Here is a 15,837-nt window from a genome sequence, read left to right as displayed (position 1 = left end):
TTTATGTATTTTCCGTCAATCCGGTAGGCAGCCTCATACCCGGCCTCTGGTCGGGTGCTAGCCGAATGTGAAAAAGGCCGGGTCGGTGCTTCGCGAACAAGCGAAACACCGACCCGGCCCCCGGGAATCACCGTAAACAGTTATTCCAGTGCCGCAGCCGGCCCGAAGAACTCGTAACGGCTCTGCTTCTCTGGCACACCCAAAGCCTTGAGGTGACGCTTGATCGCCGCCATGAAACCTTTAGGCCCCAGGAAGTACGCATCCACATCACGCTGTTCCGGCATCCACTCGCCGAGTTGCTCCTGGCTCAACAGGCCAACCTTATCCGCCGCCGGGCTGACGCCATCGTCTTCGGCGTAGCAATAAAAACGCTTGAGCTGCGGATGACGCTCGGCCAGGCCATCGATCCAGTCACGGAAAGCATGCACGCTACCGTTGCGCGCGCAGTGGATAAAATGCACCGGACGCTCGGTCGCCAGCGCCGCTTCGAGCATCGCCAGCGTCGGGGTGATGCCGACGCCGCCACTGATCAGCACCAGCGGTTTGTCGCTGGCGGTCAGGGTGAAATCGCCCGCTGGCGGGAACAGCAAGATGCTCGCGCCGACGTGCAGTTGATCGTGCAAATGGTTGGAAGCGCGGCCGCCGGTTTCACGCTTGACGCTGATGCGGTACTGGCCCTTGTTGGCCAACGCCGACAGCGAATAGTTACGTCGAATTTCTTCGCCCTCGAGGATCAGTTTCATGCCGATGTACTGGCCAGGCTCTGCCGCGAGAATCGGGCCCTTGTCCGCCGGTTCGAAGTAGAACGAGGTGATTTCCGCGCTCTCCTCGACCTTGGCCGCCACGATGAACTCCCGCGCACCGCGCCAGCCGCCCGGCGCCTGTGCTTTCTGGTCGTAGATGCTGGCTTCGGCGCCGATCAGGATCTCGGCCAATTGACCGTAGGCCGCGCCCCAGGCACTCATTACTTCCGGCGTGGCAATCTCTTCGCCCAGCACTTCGGAGATCGCTCGCAACAGGCAGCTACCCACAATCGGATAATGTTCCGGGAGGATTTGCAGTGCCACGTGCTTGTTGATGATCTTGGCCACCAGGTCGCCCAACTGATCGAGCTGGTCGATGTGCCGCGCATACATCAATACACCATTGGCCAGGGCGCGAGGCTGATCGCCGCTGGCCTGGTGGGCCTGGTTGAACAGCGGGCGGACCTCCGGGTATTCGGAGAGCATCATGCGGTAGAAGTGAGTGATCAACGCTTCGCCGCCGCTTTCCAGCAACGGCACAGTGGATTTGATGATTGCACGGTCTTGAACGCTAAGCATAAAGGGCAACTCCTGAGCTTTATGTGAATACCCTTTACCTATCAGTTTCCATGCCAACAATTAAATCCTTATAAATCATATAGTTAAAAACACAGTAGTCATATCGACACACGACGCTTTATAGTCACACCGACTACACGGAGTCATTATGACTGCAAAATTACTGCTCACGACCCTGCTGCCCCTGGTCTCCGACCTGTCCCGCGAATTGCCCGAAGGCGAGCGCTACCGACGCCTGCTCGAAGCCATGCGCGCCCTGCTCCCTTGCGACGCCGCGGCCCTGCTGCGACTCGATGGCGAATGGCTGGTGCCGCTGGCCGTGGACGGCTTGAGCACCGACACCCTCGGCCGACGTTTCAAGGTCAGCGAACACCCGCGCTTCGAAGCGTTGCTCAGCAGCCCCGGCCCGACTCGTTTCGCCGCCGACAGCGATTTGCCCGATCCTTATGACGGTCTGGTCGATGGTCTTCACGATCACCTGGAAGTCCACGACTGCATGGGCTGCCCGCTGTTTATCGACGAGCGTCCGTGGGGTTTGCTGACCCTCGACGCGCTCGACCCTGAACGTTTCGAACCGATCGAACTGGACGCCCTGCAAGCCTTCGCCAGCCTCGCCGCCGCCACGGTCAACGCCGCCGAGCGCATCGAGCGGCTGGCCAATCGCGTCGAAGACGAACATCAGCGCGCCGAGGTTTACCGTCAGGCCAGCGGCCAACAGAACCGCGAAATGATCGGCCAGAGCAAGACTTACAAACGACTGATGGAAGAGATCAGCTTGGTGGGCGGCAGCGACCTGACGGTGCTGATCACCGGCGAAACCGGGGTCGGCAAAGAGCTGGTGGCCCAAGCCATCCACGCGGCGTCCCCACGGGCCGACAAACCAATCATCAGCCTCAATTGCGCCGCCCTCCCGGACACGCTGGTGGAGAGCGAATTGTTCGGCCATGTGCGCGGTGCTTTCACCGGCGCGACGAATGATCGGCGCGGCAAGTTCGAACTGGCCAATGGCGGCACGCTGTTTCTCGATGAAGTGGGCGAACTGTCGCTGACGGTGCAGGCCAAATTATTGAGGGTGCTGCAGAGCGGGCAATTGCAGCGCCTGGGCTCAGACAAGGAACATCAGGTCGACGTGCGATTGATCGCAGCGACCAACCGCGACTTGGCCGAAGAAGTGCGCAGCGGTCGCTACCGTGCCGACTTCTATCACCGCCTGAGCGTTTACCCGCTGCTGGTGCCTGCACTGCGCGATCGCGGTCGGGATGTGCTGCTGCTCAGCGGCTATTTCCTGGAACAAAACCGCTCACGCATGGGCCTCAACAGCTTGCGTCTGACCAGCGATGCACAAGCGGCATTGTTGGCGTATGACTGGCCGGGGAACGTGCGGGAGCTGGAGCATTTGATTGGTCGTAGCGCATTGAAGGCGTTGGGCAACTGCAAGCAACGGCCGAAGATTCTCAGCTTGAGCGCGGCGGATCTGGACTTGCCCAATGGCAGCGTTGAACCCGCGCCAGAACCGGTGGATGCTGCGCCGGCGGCTACATTAATTGCAGGGGATTTGCGTGAGGCCACCGAGCATTATCAGCGCCAACTGATCAGCGCCTGCCTGGAACGGCACCAGAACAACTGGGCCAGCGCGGCCCGGGAGTTGGGTCTGGATCGGGCGAACCTTGGACGGATGGCCAAGCGGTTGGGTATGAAATAAGCCAAGATCGCAGCCTTCGGCAGCTCCTAAAGGTTTACGCCAATCCCTTGTAGGAGCTGTCGAGCGAAGCGAGGCTGCGATCTTTTGATCTACCCAACATTCATTGGCACTAAAGCCTGCCCCCAACAAGTCGATAACCCGGCATCGATAGCTGTTGGCGATCTTCACCATCGCCCATCACCTTTTTCCACAGAAGGTTTTTATGTCCTCCAACAAAGCCCGCGCAGATTCACTTTCGCTTCTGCTGTTTACCTTGCGCAGCGGCAAGCTGATGGCGATCAACCTGCTGAAAGTCAGCGAAATCATCCCGTGCCCGCCGCTGACCAAGCTGCCGGAGTCGCACCCCCACGTCAAAGGCATCGCCACCCTGCGCGGCGCATCGTTGTCGGTGATCGACCTGAGCCGCGCCATTGGCGAGCGACCGCTGGAAGACCCGAACGGTGGCTGCCTGATCGTCACCGACGTCAGCCGCTCCAAGCAGGGCCTGCACGTTCAGGCGGTGAGCAAGATCGTCCATTGCCTGACCACCGACATCCGTCCACCGCCTTTCGGCTCCGGCGGCGTGCGCTCGTACATCACTGGCGTGACCTCGGTCGACGGCACGCTGGTGCAAGTGCTGGACATCGAAAAGGTCATCCACGGCATCGCTCCGGCGCAGATCGAAACGGCCCCGACCGAACTGAGCATGGAAGACGCCGAAGTACTGGGCAACGCGCGAATCCTGGTGGTCGATGACAGTCAGGTCGCCCTGCAACAATCGGTGCATACCCTGCGCAACCTCGGCCTGCAATGCCACACCGCTCGCAGCGCCAAGGAAGCCATCGACTGCCTGCTGGACCTGCAAGGCACTGCCCAGCAAATCAACCTGATCGTCTCGGACATCGAAATGTCGGAAATGGACGGCTATGCCCTCACCCGCACATTGCGCGAAACACCGGACTTTTCGCACCTCTATGTGTTGCTGCATACGTCGCTGGACAGTGCGATGAACAGCGAAAAGGCTCGACTGGCCGGGGCCAACGCGGTGCTGACCAAATTCTCCTCGCCGGAACTGACCAAATGCCTGATCGCGGCGGCCAGGGCCGTCGCCGAACAAGGTCACTGAGTTTTGGCCGAGGACTTCTGTTTTCTGATGCGGCGCAATCTCGCTGAAGATGTGCCACCTTTCACTTGGCCAAATGGCATTGAGTTGACCGAGTACCGTCCCGAACTCGCCGAAGCCGTTCATCACTTGATGGAACTGGGCTATCGAGAAGGTAGCGGTCGCGTACCGGCGCTGGAAGTCTGGCAGCAGCGTTTTGAAACCGATCCCGAATACGATCCGTCCCTGTGCTTCATCGCATTCGACGCCGAAGGAATCGTCGGCGTCGCCCAGTGCTGGACCAGCGCTTACATCAAGAGCCTGGTGGTGCATCCGCGCGCTCAAGGCCTCGGACTTGGCCGTGCGCTGCTGCTGAATGCTTTCAACGTGTTTCAGCAACGTCGCGAAGGTTTTGTGGATTTGAAGGTGCTGGAAAACAACCTTCGGGCCCAGCGTTTGTATGAAAGTGCCGGGATGTATGTGGTCCGCCGGGAGCCCGTGCCTGTCTGACACACCGCTTTCGCGAGCAAGCCCGCTCCCACAGTTGATTTGTGTCGTACACCAAATCTGTGAACGACAGATGAACCACTGTTGGAGCGGGCTTGCTCGCGAAGAGGCCCGCACCCCCCCCAAAAAACCATCAGGCATACTCCGACCTCGGCCACGCCAAGGATGCCAAAACCATGAAAGCCACCACCCTGACCTTCCTCTGCCTCACCACCCTCGCCACCCAAGCCCACGCCTCCAGCCCCGACGCCTGGGCCACCTACGACAAAGCCGTGCTCGCCAGTTGCACCAAAACCAGCGGCCTGAAGAACGTCAAACCCGTCGGCAACGCCGCGCAGTTCGATGACCGGGTCGGTTATACCGCGCTCCTGCTGCAAGGCCAGTACCCGCAAAAACACATGAAAGGCCAACAAGGCACAGAGTTGTGCCTGTACAACAAGAAAAGCAAAACCGCCTACGTGACCAAGTGGGACTCCATCCGCCCAACAGCAAAAGCGCAGTGAATGGCGCATAACTTGCTTCGGCACAGGCCTTTGCGGTGGCTTTTTGTCGCCATTACATGCCCCACAGGTGACTGGCCGTTCAATGAATACAACGTTTTCCTGCGTAGGTTGTGGCAAATGCTGCAACGATCATCATGTGCCCCTGACACTGGTCGAAGCCCGGATGTGGGCGGCCGATGGCGGTCAGGTGATCGTGCTGGTGGAAGCCTTTCTCGCCAATGGCCTGGGCCTGCCCATGCAGCAACGCGAACACGCCGAACGCCGTTCAATTGTGGTTCGAAGCGGCGCCTGCGAGGCCCACGTGGCGATCACCTTCGCCGCCTATAACGTCGGTCGCTGCCGGAATCTTGACGAAGACAACCTCTGCCGCATCTACGAACGCCGACCGCTGGTGTGCCGCATCTACCCGATGGAAATCAATCCGCACATCCCGCTCAACCCGGCGATCAAAGAATGCCCGCCCGAGTCATGGGAAACAGGGCCGGATTTGATCATCGGTGGTGAACTGGTGGATCAGGAACTGGCGGGATTAATCCAGCGCTCCCGTCAGGCGGATCGCGATGAGATTCAGACCAAGGATGCGATTTGCGCGTTATTGGGGATTCGGACGACAGCGTTGAAGGGCGATGGCTTTACCGCTCATCTGCCGGACATGCAGGCGTTTGCCATGGTCATTGATCAGGTGGCGCAACAGCCGTTGGCAAGGTCGGGTGGTGAATGGGTCTTTCATGTGTCAGGCGATGATATTGCCGGGCAAGTGTTGGCGGCCGGGGCTCAAATTGCGACCAATGAGCCGGTCAACTATGCGTTTATATCCTTGCGTGCTGCGTGAAACGCCAAATCGCTGCGCAGCACCCTTGCGCAGCGGATTTTTCACACTTCAGTCAGCAGCAACCGCCAGACATTCGACTTCCACCCGCGCACCCAGTACCAGCTTTTTGCCAGCGAATGTCGTGCGAGCAGGCAAACGACCCGCCGGAAAATAACGGCTATACACTGCATTCATGGCAGCGAAATCATTGATGTCTGCAAGGATGACCGTACATTTGGCCACATGAGCCAAAGTCGAACCGCTACGCCGCAATGCATGTTGCAGATTCTCCATGGTTTGGGTCATCTGCGGGCGGCAGGTAACGCCGGGTAATTGCCTGGTACTGGCCATTCCGCTTGAGGCGCTCCAAGGCTGCATTCAGGTCATCGCGCAATGCGGTGTCGGATTTGCGCACAGCCATCGCCACGCCACTGCCCAGCATGGGGTCCTTGAGCGCCGGGCCGGAAAAATCGAAATTTTGCCCCTGATGCTGATTTAAAAACGCCTGGGTGATTTCAATCGAGTCTTGCAGGGTCGCGTCGAGCTCACCCGTCAACAGACTGGCCACCAGTTGGCTGTTGAAATCGAAACTGCGTACCGTCACTCCCGCCGGAGCCCAACGGGACTTGGCGAACGCTTCACGGCTGGTGCCTGTCAGAACGCCGACACGCTTGCCCTTGAGGGATTGCTGCATTTCGGTGACCTTCATCAAGAATTCAGGGACATGAATCTTTGACGAATGGTCACCAACTTTCCCAGAGGACAAATCGCTCATCCTTGTGGGAACTGTCTTAGTGGCAGGAAGAACTATTACCGACCAAAAAGCGCCTGACGGTCAGCGCTTACCCATCGAACGACGAGTACCCGGAGGCGCTGCACCCGGAGTCTTGGTATGACCGTTCTTGGCGCCATTCTTGTACCAAGGCTGACTGGCATTCTTCGCCGCGGTCAATTCACCCGGCTTGAACGGAAACTTGAATGCAGGGATCGCCGTTTTGGTTTCGCTGTCTGCGCTGGAGTCGACGCTGTCTGGCAGGTCTGCCTGGTCGTCGCTCAAAGCGTCGGCAACCGGCGGTTGTGTCGGGGAAGTCATGAAAGCTCCGGGTGATGCTCAAAGAGTCGGGCCCGGTAGGCGAGCCGCGAAAGGCGGCAGTATACCCGTCTCGGTGGCCGCAAGCTGCAGTTGGTCAGTTGGGTTTTGTACTGACTGACCTGCCACCTTCGCGGGTCTATTGCGCCCACGCCGGGCGCACATAAAAAAGGCGATCCTTTCGGATCGCCTTTTTCATTACTTCACCACCTTCAAACTCGGTCGACCGCTGGGACGCGGCGGCTCACTGTCGGGTGGCGGAACATCATCATCCGGCTCGATCTCATCCTCGTCTTCCAGAGGCGATTCCATATCGAACACCATGCCCTGACCGTTCTCCCGAGCGTAAATGCCCAGGATCGATGCGATAGGCACGTACAGGGTGTGCGGCACGCCACCGAAGCGCCCCTCGAAACTGACTGCCTCGTTGTCCATGTGCAGATGACGCACGGCCGCCGGGGAAACGTTCAGGACAATCTGTCCGTCACTGGCAAAACCCTGAGGCACCTGCACCGATGGATACTCGGAATTAACCAGCATGTGCGGGGTGCAATCGTTGTCCACAATCCACTCATAGAGCGCGCGGACCAGATAAGGTCGACTGGAGTTCATAGCGGCTCCTTAAGCCTTAGCGCATATCGCGTTCGACACCAGACAGACTCGCCTGGAAAGCCTCACGTGCAAACGAGCGCTCCATATAATCAAGCAACGGCTTGGCAGGCCGCGGCAGTTCAATACCCAGAATCGGCAATCGCCAGAGTATTGGTAATAGGCAGCAATCCACCAGACTTTGTTCCTCACTGAGGAAAAACGGCTTGTCGGCAAACAACGGCGACACGCCTGTCAGGCTTTCGCGCAGCTCTTTACGAGCCACGACACGGGCAGCTTCCTTGGTCCGCGAATCCAGGATCAGATCCACCAGACCACACCAGTCACGCTGAATGCGATGAATCAGCAGACGACTGTTGGCACGCGCCACAGGATAAACCGGCAGCAATGGCGGGTGTGGGTAACGCTCATCCAGATATTCCATCACCACGGTCGACTCCCACAACGCCAGGTCACGATCGACCAGGGTGGGCAGGCTTCCGTAAGGGTTCACTTCAATCAGTTTAGGCGGCTGGCGACCAGCTTCCACGTAAATGATCTCGGCGCTGACACCCTTCTCTGCAAGTACGATGCGCACTCGGTGGGAATAGTGGTCGGCGGGGTCGGAGTAACAGGCCAACCGATTGGTCACGCCCATGGCGGTCCTCCTCGCTTGTTGAAATTATCGGAAACGGAAAAACACGCGCGCCCAGAGGGCGCCTCCCGTAACGCCTGGATCACCAGACTCGTTACACCTTCAGAGACGCCCCTGGGCGCGCGCGATTAACAGCAATGGCTTACAGCTTTATCAATGGACGTCTTTCCAGTATTCACGCTTGAGCAAGTAAGCGAATACGAAGAAAAACGCCAGGTACAGCAACACATAGGTACCGATGCGCTGATGCTGCAGCTTCACCGGGTTGGCCGAGTAGGCCAGGAAGGTCACCAGGTTCTTGACCTTCTCGTCGAACTGCTCTTCGTTCAGCGTGCCGGTTTTCGGCAATACCGTCAGCTGGTCGCAGGCTTCATGGGTCAAACCCGTACCGGTCAGCGGATCGTATTGCTTCTTGCCGTCTTCGACGATTTGAACTTGTTTACAGCCTACCACTTGACGACCCTGCAAGCCGACCAGAACGTTAGGCATGCCGACGTTCGGGAACACCTTGTTGTTCACGCCCCAAGGACGCGACGGGTCTTCATAGAAGGAACGCAGGTAGCCATAGAGCCAGTCAGTGCCACGAACACGAGCCACCAGCGTCAGGTCGGGCGGTGCCGCACCGAACCAGGTCTTGGCATCAGCCGGCTGCATGCCGATGTTCATGTGGTCACCGATCTTGGCGCCGGTGAACACCAGTTTCTCAAGCATCAGCTCGTGAGGAATGCCCAGGTCATCGGCAACACGCTCGTAGCGCTGGAACTTGGCGCTGTGGCAGCCCATGCAATAGTTGGCGAACGTACGTGCGCCGTCCTGCATGGCAGCCTTGTCGGAAACGTCGATGTCGACCTTCTCAAGCTCAGGACCACCGTGTTCGGCCGCAAAGGACAATACAGGCATCGCCGCAAGAATCAGTACTGCAAATAGCTTTTTCATCAGCCAGTCACCCTTTCCGGAACCGGTTTGGTCTTCTCGAGCCTGGTGTAGAACGGCATCAGAATGAAGTAGGCGAAGTACAGGAAGGTACATACCTGCGACAGCAACGTACGGCCTGGAGTTGGAGCCAGAACACCCAACACACCCAGGATCACGAACGAGATGCAGAACACCCAGAGCCAGATCTTGCTCAGCCAGCCCTTGTAGCGCATCGACTTGACCGGACTCCGATCAAGCCAGGGAAGGACAAACAACATTGCAATCGAAGCGCCCATGGCAATTACGCCCAGAAGCTTGTCCGGAATCGCCCGCAGAATCGCGTAGAACGGCGTGAAGTACCAGACCGGAGCGATGTGCTCAGGGGTCTTGAAGGCGTTCGCCACTTCAAAGTTCGGCTTCTCGAGGAAGTAGCCGCCCATTTCAGGGAAGAAGAACACGATCGAGCAGAAGATGAACAGGAACACCACTACGCCGACGATATCTTTCACGGTGTAGTACGGGTGGAAGGCAATGCCGTCCAGGGGTACGCCGTTTTCGTCCTTGTGCTTTTTGATGTCGACGCCATCAGGGTTGTTCGAACCGACTTCGTGCAGCGCCAGAATGTGCACCACCACCAGACCGAGGATGACGATCGGCAGGGCAACCACATGCAAGGCGAAGAAGCGGTTCAGGGTAATACCGGAAATCAGGTAGTCACCGCGGATCCACTGGGTCAGGTCGTTACCGATGACCGGAATCGCACCGAACAGCGAGATGATCACCTGGGCACCCCAGTAGGACATCTGGCCCCACGGCAGCAGATAACCCATGAAGGCTTCAGCCATCAGCGCCAGATAGATCAGCATGCCGAAGACCCACACCAGCTCACGCGGCTTCTGATACGAACCGTAGAGCAGACCACGGAACATGTGCAGATAGACCACGATAAAGAACGCCGAAGCGCCGGTGGAGTGCAGCAGACGCAGGATCGAACCGTACTCGACGTCGCGCATGATGTATTCGACGGAAGCAAACGCTTCTTCCGCCGACGGGGTGTAGCTCATGGTCAGCCAGACACCGGTAACGATCTGGTTGACCAGAACGAGCAGTGCGAGGGAGCCAAAGAAATAGAAGAAGTTGAAGTTCTTCGGGGCGTAGTACTTGCTGAGATGGTCTTCCCACATTTTGGTCGCGGGGAAGCGCGCATCAACCCAATCCATGAACTTGCTCATCACGCTTTCTCCGTATCGACGCCAATGACAATGATGTCATCGGTCTCATAGGAATGCGGGGGAACTGGCAGGTTCAAAGGCGCAGGTTGCGACTTGTAGACGCGGCCAGCCAAATCGTAGTGGGAGCCGTGGCAAGGGCAGAAATACCCCCCTACCCAATCCTTGCCCAGGTCTGCTGGTGCCACTTCCGGGCGGAAGGTAGGTGAGCAACCCAGGTGAGTGCAGATACCGATCAGCAGCAGAACTTCTGGCTTGATCGAACGCGTCTCCGGGTCGACATAGGTCGGTTGCGTCGAGTTCTTGGAGGTCGGGTCAGACAGCTGGCCCTCGATCTTTTTCAGATTCCCCAGGATTTCCTCGGTACGGCGGACAATGAACACCGGCTGGCCACGCCACTCAGCAATCATTTGCTGACCTGGCTCGATTTTGCTGACATTCACTTTCACCGGTGCACCTGCAGCTTTCGCCTTGGCACTGGGAAACCATGACCCCACGAACGGGACCGCAGCCCCCACCGCTCCTGCAGCACCCACCACGGATGTGGCTGCTACCAAGAAGCGACGCCGGCCTGCATTCACGCCGTCATTGCTCATTCAGTCCTCTCCCATCAGCTTTGTGGCCTGTTAAATCAGGCGTCTACTAAGTAAAAATCTGAACTTATAAAAATTTTGCCGAATGGTAATGAAAAGCCCCAATTCTGACAAGGTAATTACCGAGGAGCTCCACTGCCAAGCCTTGCAGTATAGGGCTTCTGCGGATGTGGCAAGTTGTCACAGCGCAATTCCTTGATAAATCGCACCCATAAAAAAACGCCCAGCTTCGCGAGGAAACTGGGCGTTCTTTTTGAACGCGAAAGCGAATTAACGCTTCGAGTACTGCGGACGCTTACGCGCTTTACGCAGACCAACTTTCTTACGTTCAACTTCACGAGCATCGCGAGTAACGAAGCCAGCTTTGCGCAGAGCGCCACGCAGGGTTTCGTCGTACTGCATCAGTGCGCGAGTGATACCGTGGCGGATTGCGCCAGCTTGACCACTTACACCACCGCCGATCACGGTGACGTAGATGTCGAACTTCTCGACAGTCTCAGTCAATTCCAGCGGCTGACGAACTACCATGCGGGCAGTTTCGCGGCCGAAGAAATTATCCAGCGAACGGTTGTTGATGGAGATGTTACCAGTACCCGGACGCAGGAAAACGCGTGCGGTTGCGGTCTTGCGACGGCCAGTGCCGTAATTTTGAGTCGCCGACATAATGAACTATTCCGTTAAAACTTCAGTTCTTGGGGCTGCTGAGCAGTATGAGGGTGTACAGCGCCCGCATAGACTTTCAGCTTACGATACATGTCGCGACCCAGCGGGTTCTTAGGCAGCATGCCTTTGACCGCGGTCTCGATCACGCGCTCAGGGGCTTTAGCGATCAGCTTTTCGAAGTTGATCGACTTGATGCCGCCCGGGAAACCGGAGTGGGAGTAGTAGATTTTGTCGGTGGTTTTAGCACCGGTTACACGAATCTGCTCGGCATTGATAACGACGATGTAATCGCCGGTGTCAACGTGAGGAGTGTACTCAGCTTTATGCTTGCCACGCAGACGGCTCGCGATTTCGGTGGCCAGACGACCCAGGGTCTGACCTGCAGCGTCGACGACAAACCAGTCGCGCTGTACTGTTTCCGGTTTAGCAGTAAAAGTTTTCATTCTTTATAGCCTCAGGGGCCGCCCTGTAAATTAGACGGCGGATCTTACTGAATAGTGCGTACTTTGACAAGTCAAAGGCAGCCGGATACAGACGCTTTCGGGGGCTCGGGTCGGCGCGTCCGTTCAACGGCAAGATTCTTCGGCGGCGGCGCATCACTTCCACTGCAGAAAGAGGTGCGCAATTATGCAGATTGCGAAAAATAATTCAACCTGCTTTTATGATTGTTTTGCCCAAGGAGCACCCGATGGACTATCGCCAGCTAGGCCGTACCAATCTGAACGTGAGTGCAATCTGCCTCGGCACCATGACCTGGGGCGAGCAAAACAGCGAGGCTGAAGCCTTCGCCCAGATCGAACGGGCCAAGAGCGCGGGCATCAATTTCATCGACACCGCCGAAATGTACCCGGTGCCGCCCAAGGCCGAAACCTACGCCACCACCGAGCGTTACATCGGAAATTATTTCAAAAGTCGCGGCGATCGCGCCGACTGGATCCTGGCGAGCAAGATCGCCGGCCCCGGCAACACCATCGATTACATCCGCGACAAAAACCTCAAGCACAACCGCGAACACATCGTCCAGGCCGTGGATGCGAGCCTCAAGCGCTTGCAGACCGACTACATCGACCTCTATCAGTTGCACTGGCCGGAACGCAGCACCAATTTCTTCGGGCAACTGGGCTACAAGCACTCGAGCGAAGTCAACCTCACGCCATTGGAAGACACCCTCGAAGCACTGGACGAACAGGTCAAGGCCGGCAAGATCCGCCACATCGGCCTGTCCAACGAAACCCCGTGGGGCACCATGCGCTTCCTCGCACTCGCCGAAGCCCGTGGCTGGCCGCGTGCCGTCTCGATCCAGAACCCCTACAACCTGCTCAATCGCAGCTTCGAAGTCGGCCTGGCGGAAATCGCCATCCGCGAACAGTGCGGCCTGCTCGCCTACTCGCCGCTGGCGTTCGGCTTCCTGTCGGGCAAATACGAAGGTGGCGCGCGTCCGCCCAAAGGTCGCCTGAGCCTCTACAGCCGCTTCAGCCGCTATTTCAATCCTCAGTCAGAGGCAGCGTGCAGCCGTTATGTGGCACTGGCTCGTGAACACGGCCTGGACCCGGCGCAGATGGCACTGGCATTCGTCACACAGCAACCGTTCGTCACCAGCAACATCATTGGCGCCACCACGCTTGAGCAACTGGACAGCAACATTGCCAGCTTCGAGCTGAAACTTTCCGACGAAGTGTTGGCGGGGATCGAGGCGATTCACCAGGATCATCCGAATCCTGCTCCTTGATTGATTCATAGGCCCAATCGCGAGCAGGCTCGCTCCCACATGGATCCGTGCCGATCACAAAATGGTGGTCGGACATAAATCCAGTGTGGGAGCGAGCCTGCTCGCGATAGCGGTCTGACAATCACTGCCGCATCAAAGCGACCGCGCAATAATCTCCTTCATGATCTCATTGGTCCCGGCATAGATCCGCTGCACCCGCGCATCTGCCCACGCCCGGGCGATCGGGTATTCCCACATGAACCCGTAACCGCCATGCAACTGCACACATTCATCGAGCACCTTGCATTGCAGGTCGGTGCCCCAGTACTTGGCCATTGCCGCCGTCGGCACGTCGAGCTTGCCTTGCAGATGCAGTTCCAGGCAGCGATCGACGAAAACCCGGCCGATCTGGATTTCGGTCGCCATTTCAGCGAGTTTGAAGCGGGTGTTCTGGAAGTCGGCGATGGCCTTGCCGAACGCCTTGCGCTCACGGGTGTAATCCAGCGTCCATTGCAACGCCGCTTCGGCTGATGCCAATCCACCTACCGCGACCGTCAGACGCTCCTGGGGCAGTTCCTGCATCAGGTAAGCGAAGCCCATCCCGGCCTGGCCCAGCAGGTTTTCCTTGGGCACCCGAACGTCCTGGAAGAACAGCTCCGAGGTGTCCTGGGCCTTCATGCCGACCTTTTCCAGACGCTTGCCCTTGGCGAAGCCCGGCGTATTAGCCTCCACCAGAAACAGACTGGTGCCCTTCGCCCCTGCCTTCGGATCGGTCTTGGCCACCACGATCACCAGGTCCGCCAGAAAACCATTGGTGATGAAGGTTTTCGAACCATTGATCACGTACTCGTCGCCATCCAGCACGGCAGTGGTTTTCACCCCTTGCAGGTCGGAACCGGCCCCCGGCTCGGTCATGGCAATCGCGGTGACCATCTCACCAGACACCAGTTTTGGCAGGTATTTGTGTTTCAGCGCTTCACTGCCGTAATGCAGGATGTAAGGCGCCACAATGTCCGAATGAAGAGAAAAGCCGATGCCGGTCAGACCCAGGCGGCCGACCTCTTCAATCACCACCGCACTGTAGAGAAAGTCAGCCCCCAGCCCGCCGTATTCTTCCGGCAGATGCGAACAGAGCATCCCCGCCTCCCCCGCCTTGTTCCAGAGTTGGCGGTCGATATAGCCTTGTTTTTCCCATTGCCCATGGAACGGCACGGCCTCTTTTTCGAGGAACGTTCGCACGCTGTCGCGAAAAAGTTCGTGCTCGGAGCTGAACAAGGTTCTGGGGATCATGCGGCACCTGTCGTTATCGTTAGACGGAATTGACCTTTAGAGACTAAGCCTCGCTTCCGATACAGGACACTGGACACATCCGACAAAAAATAAGACGATCCAGCCGTCTGGTGACCACTTTCCCCTATAAGAATAAAGTTGAATTATGTCTAACCAAGTCTCCACGCCCTTACGGCGCGTCAGCATCCTGGCTATCGACCGGGTTTTCGCTTCCACCCTCATGCAAGCCAAGGATTTCTTCCATCTGGCCAGCCTGCGCTATGGCAAACAACTGGGCCACGGCCTGACACCGGCGTTTGAAACCCGGCTGGTCAGCCCCGACGGCAAACCGGTGAACAGCTTCAGCGATGTGATCATGCCGGTGGACGGCGGCCTGGAAAACGCCGACGTCATCATCCTTCCCGCCTTCTGGGACGATTTCGACACCCTCTGCAAACGTTATCCACAGGTCTTGCCATGGTTGCGTCAGCAGCATGCTCGCGGCGCCGTGTTGTGTGGCGAGGCCACCGGCGTGTTCTGGCTGGCCGAGGCCGGGTTGCTCGATGGCAAGGAAGCGACGACCTACTGGCGTTTCTTCAATGCGTTTGCCGAGCGCTTCCCGCAGGTCCAGCTCAATCAGGACAAACACCTGACCGACGCCGACAACCTGTATTGCGCCGGCGGCACCACTTCGGCCTGTGACCTCTACATCTACCTGATCGAGCGCTTTTGCGGCGCCAATGTGGCCCAGGCCGTGGCCCGCGACATTCTTTACGAAGTGCAACGCAGCTATGCGCCGGGACGGATCGGTTTTGGCGGGCAGAAACTGCACCAGGACGTGATCATCCTGCAAATCCAGCATTGGCTCGAAGAGCACTTCGCCGACAAGTTCCGCTTCGAAGACGTGGCCCGCGAGCACGGTATGAGCATCCGCAACTTCATGCGCCGTTTCCAGACCGCCACCGGCGACAAACCGCTGCATTACCTGCAGCGACTGCGCATCGAAACCGCCAAGGGCTTGTTGTCCGGCAGCCGCAAGAGCATCAAGACCATCAGCTATGAAGTCGGTTACGACGATGCAAGCTTCTTCGCCCGGCTGTTCCGCCAGCACACGGAGTTGTCGCCGAACCAGTATCGGCAGCAGTTTCAGCAAGCGGCGTAATACTCAAATCCAACACACATCCCATGTGGGAGCGAGCCT

The 15,837-nt window shown here is 58.0% G+C and carries 17 protein-coding genes and 1 pseudogene; 7 read left to right on the top strand and 11 right to left on the bottom strand.

The features are described 5' to 3' along the window. Positions 1-140: 140 nt before the first annotated feature. The gene (gene hmpA / locus BK662_RS11540) at positions 141-1,322 is read right to left on the bottom strand and encodes an NO-inducible flavohemoprotein (protein WP_123358163.1); all 1,182 of its coding nucleotides are present in this window, start codon (positions 1,320-1,322) and stop codon (positions 141-143) included. Positions 1,323-1,470: 148 nt separating this feature from the next. On the opposite strand from hmpA, the gene norR reads away from it, so the two are divergent. The 5 genes from norR (at position 1,471) to BK662_RS11515 (ending at position 5,947) form a co-directional block, all read left to right on the top strand. Next, the gene (gene norR, locus BK662_RS11535; RefSeq protein ID WP_123358162.1) at positions 1,471-3,024 is read left to right on the top strand and encodes a nitric oxide reductase transcriptional regulator NorR; all 1,554 of its coding nucleotides are present in this window, start codon (positions 1,471-1,473) and stop codon (positions 3,022-3,024) included. 202 nt (positions 3,025-3,226) lie between these two features. After that, entirely contained in the window at positions 3,227-4,129 is a 903-nt protein-coding gene (locus BK662_RS11530; RefSeq protein ID WP_007905472.1) for a chemotaxis protein CheV, read from the top strand. 27 nt (positions 4,130-4,156) lie between these two features. Beyond that, positions 4,157-4,615, top strand: coding sequence for a GNAT family N-acetyltransferase (locus BK662_RS11525; protein ID WP_123358225.1), 459 nt, complete (start codon positions 4,157-4,159; stop codon positions 4,613-4,615). A gap of 173 nt (positions 4,616-4,788) precedes the next feature. After that, positions 4,789-5,115, top strand: a complete 327-nt coding sequence (locus tag BK662_RS11520; RefSeq protein WP_123358161.1) for a hypothetical protein — start codon at positions 4,789-4,791, stop codon at positions 5,113-5,115. Between the two features lie 82 nt (positions 5,116-5,197). Then, positions 5,198-5,947: a YkgJ family cysteine cluster protein gene (locus BK662_RS11515; protein ID WP_123358160.1), complete on the top strand. Its 750-nt coding sequence runs from the start codon at positions 5,198-5,200 to the stop codon at positions 5,945-5,947. A gap of 48 nt (positions 5,948-5,995) precedes the next feature. Here BK662_RS11515 and BK662_RS11510 read toward each other — a convergent pair. From BK662_RS11510 to rplM, 9 genes and pseudogenes are all read right to left on the bottom strand, one after another. Further along, a pseudogene (locus BK662_RS11510) lies at positions 5,996-6,614 on the bottom strand (Rid family hydrolase); the annotation flags it as partial. A gap of 147 nt (positions 6,615-6,761) precedes the next feature. Then, the gene (locus BK662_RS11505; protein ID WP_123358159.1) at positions 6,762-7,019 is read right to left on the bottom strand and encodes a hypothetical protein; all 258 of its coding nucleotides are present in this window, start codon (positions 7,017-7,019) and stop codon (positions 6,762-6,764) included. 195 nt (positions 7,020-7,214) lie between these two features. Next, on the bottom strand, positions 7,215-7,628 hold the full coding sequence (locus tag BK662_RS11500; protein ID WP_123358158.1) for a ClpXP protease specificity-enhancing factor: 414 nt from the start codon (positions 7,626-7,628) through the stop codon (positions 7,215-7,217). A gap of 16 nt (positions 7,629-7,644) precedes the next feature. After that, positions 7,645-8,262 carry a glutathione S-transferase N-terminal domain-containing protein gene (locus tag BK662_RS11495; RefSeq protein WP_007905304.1) on the bottom strand — a complete coding sequence of 206 codons (618 nt, stop codon included), beginning with the start codon at positions 8,260-8,262 and terminating at the stop codon, positions 7,645-7,647. 150 nt (positions 8,263-8,412) lie between these two features. Beyond that, the gene (locus tag BK662_RS11490) at positions 8,413-9,195 is read right to left on the bottom strand and encodes a cytochrome c1 (protein ID WP_123358157.1); all 783 of its coding nucleotides are present in this window, start codon (positions 9,193-9,195) and stop codon (positions 8,413-8,415) included. Continuing rightward, positions 9,195-10,406 carry a cytochrome b gene (locus tag BK662_RS11485; RefSeq protein WP_123358156.1) on the bottom strand — a complete coding sequence of 404 codons (1,212 nt, stop codon included), beginning with the start codon at positions 10,404-10,406 and terminating at the stop codon, positions 9,195-9,197. Before BK662_RS11485 ends, BK662_RS11490 begins: the two co-directional genes overlap by 1 nt. Beyond that, the gene (gene petA, locus BK662_RS11480; RefSeq protein ID WP_007905300.1) at positions 10,406-10,999 is read right to left on the bottom strand and encodes a ubiquinol-cytochrome c reductase iron-sulfur subunit; all 594 of its coding nucleotides are present in this window, start codon (positions 10,997-10,999) and stop codon (positions 10,406-10,408) included. The genes BK662_RS11485 and petA overlap by 1 nt, the downstream gene beginning before the upstream one ends. Before the next feature lie 267 nt (positions 11,000-11,266). After that, complete coding sequence (gene rpsI / locus BK662_RS11475; RefSeq protein ID WP_002555064.1) at positions 11,267-11,659, bottom strand: 30S ribosomal protein S9; 393 nt, start codon at positions 11,657-11,659, stop codon at positions 11,267-11,269. Between the two features lie 14 nt (positions 11,660-11,673). Then, positions 11,674-12,102 (bottom strand): 50S ribosomal protein L13, encoded by a 429-nt coding sequence (gene rplM, locus BK662_RS11470; RefSeq protein WP_007905295.1) that lies wholly within the window; start codon positions 12,100-12,102, stop codon positions 11,674-11,676. Between the two features lie 245 nt (positions 12,103-12,347). Here rplM and BK662_RS11465 point away from each other — a divergent pair, with 245 nt between their 5' ends. Then, positions 12,348-13,388, top strand: a complete 1,041-nt coding sequence (locus BK662_RS11465; protein ID WP_123358155.1) for an NADP(H)-dependent aldo-keto reductase — start codon at positions 12,348-12,350, stop codon at positions 13,386-13,388. A 132-nt stretch (positions 13,389-13,520) separates the two neighbouring features. Here BK662_RS11465 and BK662_RS11460 read toward each other — a convergent pair whose 3' ends face one another. Beyond that, a complete protein-coding gene (locus BK662_RS11460) occupies positions 13,521-14,657 on the bottom strand; it encodes an acyl-CoA dehydrogenase family protein (protein WP_008004989.1) in 1,137 nt (378 codons plus the stop codon). 244 nt (positions 14,658-14,901) lie between these two features. Here BK662_RS11460 and BK662_RS11455 point away from each other — a divergent pair, with 244 nt between their 5' ends. Continuing rightward, complete coding sequence (locus BK662_RS11455) at positions 14,902-15,798, top strand: GlxA family transcriptional regulator (RefSeq protein WP_173667540.1); 897 nt, start codon at positions 14,902-14,904, stop codon at positions 15,796-15,798. Positions 15,799-15,837 lie beyond the last annotated feature (39 nt).

The sequence above is a fragment of the Pseudomonas frederiksbergensis genome, from assembly GCF_003732275.1.
GTDB classification, from domain to species: domain Bacteria; phylum Pseudomonadota; class Gammaproteobacteria; order Pseudomonadales; family Pseudomonadaceae; genus Aquipseudomonas; species Aquipseudomonas frederiksbergensis_H.
The sequence above is the reverse complement of the archived record's forward strand: the minus strand, read 5'-3'. Positions and strand labels throughout refer to the sequence as shown.

What these genes read in the sequence shown, in the direction of transcription:
- BK662_RS11525 (WP_123358225.1), top strand. Translation starts at nt 4,157, where the DNA reads ATGCGGCGCAATCTCGCTGAAGATGTGCCACCTTTCACTTGGCCAAAT.
- rplM (WP_007905295.1), bottom strand. Translation starts at nt 12,102, where the DNA reads ATGAAAACTTTTACTGCTAAACCGGAAACAGTACAGCGCGACTGGTTT.
- BK662_RS11515 (WP_123358160.1), top strand. Translation starts at nt 5,198, where the DNA reads ATGAATACAACGTTTTCCTGCGTAGGTTGTGGCAAATGCTGCAACGAT.
- BK662_RS11495 (WP_007905304.1), bottom strand. Translation starts at nt 8,262, where the DNA reads ATGGGCGTGACCAATCGGTTGGCCTGTTACTCCGACCCCGCCGACCAC.
- BK662_RS11500 (WP_123358158.1), bottom strand. Translation starts at nt 7,628, where the DNA reads ATGAACTCCAGTCGACCTTATCTGGTCCGCGCGCTCTATGAGTGGATT.
- BK662_RS11485 (WP_123358156.1), bottom strand. Translation starts at nt 10,406, where the DNA reads ATGAGCAAGTTCATGGATTGGGTTGATGCGCGCTTCCCCGCGACCAAA.
- BK662_RS11460 (WP_008004989.1), bottom strand. Translation starts at nt 14,657, where the DNA reads ATGATCCCCAGAACCTTGTTCAGCTCCGAGCACGAACTTTTTCGCGAC.
- BK662_RS11465 (WP_123358155.1), top strand. Translation starts at nt 12,348, where the DNA reads ATGGACTATCGCCAGCTAGGCCGTACCAATCTGAACGTGAGTGCAATC.
- BK662_RS11520 (WP_123358161.1), top strand. Translation starts at nt 4,789, where the DNA reads ATGAAAGCCACCACCCTGACCTTCCTCTGCCTCACCACCCTCGCCACC.
- BK662_RS11530 (WP_007905472.1), top strand. Translation starts at nt 3,227, where the DNA reads ATGTCCTCCAACAAAGCCCGCGCAGATTCACTTTCGCTTCTGCTGTTT.
- petA (WP_007905300.1), bottom strand. Translation starts at nt 10,999, where the DNA reads ATGAGCAATGACGGCGTGAATGCAGGCCGGCGTCGCTTCTTGGTAGCA.
- norR (WP_123358162.1), top strand. Translation starts at nt 1,471, where the DNA reads ATGACTGCAAAATTACTGCTCACGACCCTGCTGCCCCTGGTCTCCGAC.
- rpsI (WP_002555064.1), bottom strand. Translation starts at nt 11,659, where the DNA reads ATGTCGGCGACTCAAAATTACGGCACTGGCCGTCGCAAGACCGCAACC.
- hmpA (WP_123358163.1), bottom strand. Translation starts at nt 1,322, where the DNA reads ATGCTTAGCGTTCAAGACCGTGCAATCATCAAATCCACTGTGCCGTTG.
- BK662_RS11505 (WP_123358159.1), bottom strand. Translation starts at nt 7,019, where the DNA reads ATGACTTCCCCGACACAACCGCCGGTTGCCGACGCTTTGAGCGACGAC.
- BK662_RS11490 (WP_123358157.1), bottom strand. Translation starts at nt 9,195, where the DNA reads ATGAAAAAGCTATTTGCAGTACTGATTCTTGCGGCGATGCCTGTATTG.